Source organism: Corallococcus llansteffanensis, assembly GCF_003612055.1.
Taxonomy (GTDB): domain Bacteria; phylum Myxococcota; class Myxococcia; order Myxococcales; family Myxococcaceae; genus Corallococcus; species Corallococcus llansteffanensis.
Window position 1 is genome coordinate 1 of sequence record NZ_RAWB01000739.1, and the last position, 4,223, is coordinate 4,223.

The 4,223-nt window shown below is 72.9% G+C and carries 2 protein-coding genes; both read right to left on the minus strand.

Annotated features, from left to right (window positions below):
• Positions 1–2,102: serine/threonine protein kinase (locus tag D7V93_RS39275; RefSeq protein ID WP_244237775.1), on the minus strand; the 2,102-nt coding region annotated here is incomplete at its 3' end.
• Between the two features lie 178 nt (positions 2,103–2,280).
• Positions 2,281–3,975 carry an adenylate/guanylate cyclase domain-containing protein gene (locus tag D7V93_RS39280; RefSeq protein WP_120648173.1) on the minus strand — a complete coding sequence of 565 codons (1,695 nt, stop codon included), beginning with the start codon at positions 3,973–3,975 and terminating at the stop codon, positions 2,281–2,283.
• Between the last annotated feature and the right edge of the window lie 248 nt (positions 3,976–4,223).

The following is a 4,223-nucleotide window of genomic DNA, read 5'->3' on the forward strand; positions in this document are numbered from 1 at the left end:
TCGGCGCGCGCGGAGTCGAGGGCACGCGCGGAGTCGAGGGCCCGTGCCGAGTCGAGGGCGCGCACGGAATCGAGGGCACGAGGAGACTCGGAGGCGCGCGGCGACTCACCGACACGCGCAGCGTCGAAGGCGCGAGGAGGTTCGCTCACACGCGCAGCTTCGTTGGCGCGAAGCTCGGAGACACGAGCTTCAGCCCCCGGGAACCGGCCAGCCTCGGCGCGGGGCTCGGGCCAGGGATAGGGGCTGGGAGGGAGGTCTTCTTCCTCATCGGCGAACGGGCCGTCCGGCGGCGGCGGCGGTTCCATGAACGGCAGGGAGCCGCCCGCGTCGGAATCGAACCGCGCCGCTCCGAAGTCCCCGGACGGCGGCGGAGGCGCCACCGGCCGCGACGCATCCGCCGGCACGACGGGCACGGGCCCCTCCAGCGACGGCCGGCCCGAAGCCCCGGACTCGGCCGGACGGAAGGCCGGAATCGCGCTCATCGGCGGCGGAGGCGGCGGCGCGATGGCACGCGGCTCCGCCCCGGACGGCGCGGCGCGCGACGCCACCGCGTCCGAGAAGGGCAGCGAAGCCCCTCGCGCCTCCATCCCACCGCGAGCCCCGGAGCCCGTGTCCTGCATCGACCGCGAGACCGAAGTCTCCGACCCGGCAGGCACCTCGCGCGGCGCCGGATCCGGGAACGGCGAGCGGGACGCCGCGGGCTCCACGACCGCCGCCTGGAACGGCAGCGACGCGGCGCGGGGCGCCGTGGGCTCTCCTTGCGGCGCGGGCGGAGTCAGGGACTCGAAGAACGCCGGACCCCTGGGCACCTCCTCCGCGGAGGGACGATCCGACGGCAGCCGGATGGCCGGGAGGCCCTCCAGGATGGTCGGGCGCTCCATCGCCTCCGCGCGGACCTCCACCGTGGGCGAGGGCTCGGATGACGTGGGGTTGGGCCGCGCGCGGGCGCGGGCCGCCTCCTCCAGCGCCTCCACCGGGAAGGCGGGACGGGTGGAGTCGTCCATCACCACGCCAGGGCGCGTCTCGCCGTCGTCGCGCGCCCCGCCCCCGTCCTCGCGGCTGCGGGGCGTGGGGTGGAAGGACAGCGGCTCCACCGGCCCGTCCAGGCGGATGGTCTTCGGCGGCAGCGACGGCATCGTCGGCCGGGGAGGCGCGCCCAGGGCCTCGTACGTGCCGCTGCCGCGAGGCTCGCGGGGCACCTCGCGCAGCGTGGCCAGCAGGCGCCGCTCGGACTGGTAGTCCGCGGAGAACAGGTCGCGCATGAAGCGGCTGACGCTCTCCGGCCCCGCGCTGGTGTCGATCTCCATCAGGCACGCCTGCAGGCGCCCGCGGAACTCCTCCGCCGTCTGGAAGCGCTGACCCGGCTCCACCGCCAGCGCCTTCGCCACCAGCTGAGACACCGACGGCGGCGTCAGCGGCTCCACTTCATTGAGCGGCGGAATCTTCGGGTTCGCCACCGCGGACATCAGCTCGCCCGGCGGCAACACGTCGAAGGGGTTCTGCCCGGAGATGAGCTCGTAGAGGCACAGGCCCACCGCGTACAGGTCGCTGCGGCGGTCCACCGGCTGGTGCCGGGCCTGCTCGGGCGACATGTAGAGGAACTTGCCCAGGATGATGCTCGGGTTCGTCTTCGCCGCCGACAGCCGGCTCTTCGCGAGCCCGAAGTCGATGACCTTCACCTCCCCCTCATAGGAGATGAGGATGTTCTGCGGAGAGATGTCCCGGTGGACGAGCTTCAGCTCCTTGTCGTCCTCGTCCCGCTTGCGGTGCGCGTACGCCAGCGCGTCCAGCACCCGGCCCATGACGTAGAGGACGAACGTGAGCGGCAGCGGCGTCTGGCGGTCGCGCACGCGCGCGGCCACCTTGCGCAGGTCCTTGCCGTCCACGTACTCGAGGGCCATGTAGGCCTCGCCCTCGTGCAGGCCCATGTCCAGCACCTGCGCGATGGAGCCGTGCCCCAGCCGCACGAGCGTGCGCGCCTCACCGACGAAGCGCTCCACGAACTCCTGGTCCTCCGCGAACTGCGGGAGGATCTTCTTGATGACGCACAGCTTCTCGAAGCCCTGCGCCCCTTCCAGGCGGGCGAGGTAGATCTCCCCCATGCCGCCGGTGGCCAGGTGCGAAAGCAGCGTGTACCGGCCGAAGGGCTGCGGCCGGAAGGGACGCAATCGGGCGGGTTGGTTCGAAGAGCTCATGCGGTGCGGGGGTCCACCACGGGAAGCACATTGAACCCCGAGCGGGGCTCCGGCTTCAACCCGTCAACCGGCCGCACCGGTCGCTTCACCGGATGCCGGGGTTGGTCAGCATGCCCATGTCCTCTTCAATCACCTCGAAAACCGCCACCTTGTCCTTGGGCGAGCGCACCACCCGCTCCCCCAGGGGCATCACGTCGAAGCGCGCCCCCGTCGCCGCCAGGAGCTTGCCCGTCATCAACACCTGACCGGGCCCGGCGGTGGACGCCAGCCAGCCGGCCACGCCCATGCCCTCTCCCACGGCGGTGTATTCCATGCGGGCGTCGGTGCCGATCATCCCCACCAGCGCCTTGGTGGAGTGCAGCGCGATTCTCAGGTCGCAGCGCTCGTCCTGGGGCCGGCGCGCCATGCCCCGCTCCCAGTCCGCGCGCAGCGCCAGGGCGGCCCGCACGGCGCGCACCGCGTCGTCGCCCTTGGCGAAGGGCACGCCGAACAGCGCGCGCATGGACTCGCCCAGGAAGCCCTCCACGGTCGCCTCGAAGCTGAAGACGATGCCGCTCATGCGCGCGTGGAAGTCGTTGAGCAGTTGCGTGGCCCGCGCCGCGCCCAACCGGGCCACGACGGCGCCGAAGTCCGCCAGTTCCGCGTGCAGCACGGTGAGGTTCTTCTCCTCCAGCCCCGGCAGCTTGCCGCCCACGCGCTGGGCCTCGGCGGCGCGGCGCTCGGCCGTCTCCGGCGAGTGGAAGCGCTCCAGGTTGCGGCGCAGCCGGTCCGTGCCCGAACCGTCGCGCACCGCGAAGCGCTGCACGCCGCTGGCCACCATGTGGGCCACCGCGGTGCAGGTGTCCAGCATCAGCTCCAGGCTGGTGTCGCCCTCGCCGGGGACGTTGACGTAGAGCACGCCCGCGAAGGGCGGCTCCGTGCCGATGGGGATGCACAGCACCCGGTCCACGCCGTACATGATGACGCTCTCGCGGCCAGCGAAGCGGCGGTCGTCGCGCACGTCCCCCACCGCGAGCGCGCGGCCCTGGCGCAGGGCCTCGTCCACGATGGCGTCCGACACGGGCACCTCGCCCTTGGCGAGCCGTCCCCGGTGGCGCACGGCGGCGGGCACCAGCGGCCCCGCGGCGTGCTTGAGCAGCACCACCGCCGTCGTCGCGTCCGTGCGCTCCAGGAGCCGGTCCATCGCGGACTCCAGGAACGCCGTCAGCGTGCGCGAGGTGGCGAGCGCCTCCGCCGCGTGCACCAGCAGCACCAGCGTCTCGTAGGAGACGCGCGGGGTGGCGACGGACGAGGAGGGCCCCACCGGCGAGGCCCCGGAGAACGCGTCGTCGAACGGCAGCGGGCCCACGTTGTCCAAGAGGCGCAGGACCTCCGCGTCCTTGACGTTCTTGGCCAGCAGCACCGCCGGGCCCACGTCCGTGCCGTGCCCGAAGCGCACGACGCCGCCCGCGCCCAGGTCCATCATCTCCGTGGCGGCGTTCTCCACCGTGTGCGGCTGGCGCACCGCGAGGGTGTTCTCCCCCAGCGCCACCGTGTCGCCCGCGCTCAGGTGCTTGCTGCCCTGGAGCGGCGCACCGTTCACCCGGCTGCCGTTGCGGCTGCCCAGGTCCTCGATGCGGAGTGCGTCGCCTTCGACATAGAGGCGCGCGTGCCGCCGCGACACCAGGTCACCGCCCAGCACGATATCGTTCTCGTCCGCTCGGCCGAGGCTGGTGACGCCCTCGGGCAGATCGTACGACGTATCGAAGTAGCCGGGCCCGTTGATGATGATCTGCCACATCGGGTGCCAGACATTACACGACCTCCCAATCTTCCGAGAGCCCGAGACACTTTCCCGTCACGGGCCGGGCGTCCGGCCGCCGGCCCGGGGTCCTCCCGCATCGCGTCATACCCGGGGGACCCGGGGTCGGACTTCACCTCGGGCGGGGGCAGGCGGCGCGGGTCACCCACGCGCGGGGTGCGTTCCACGGTGGGCGGGAACCGGTCCACCCCACCCGCCTCCGGGTCTGACGGAGGCCTGTCTCTTAT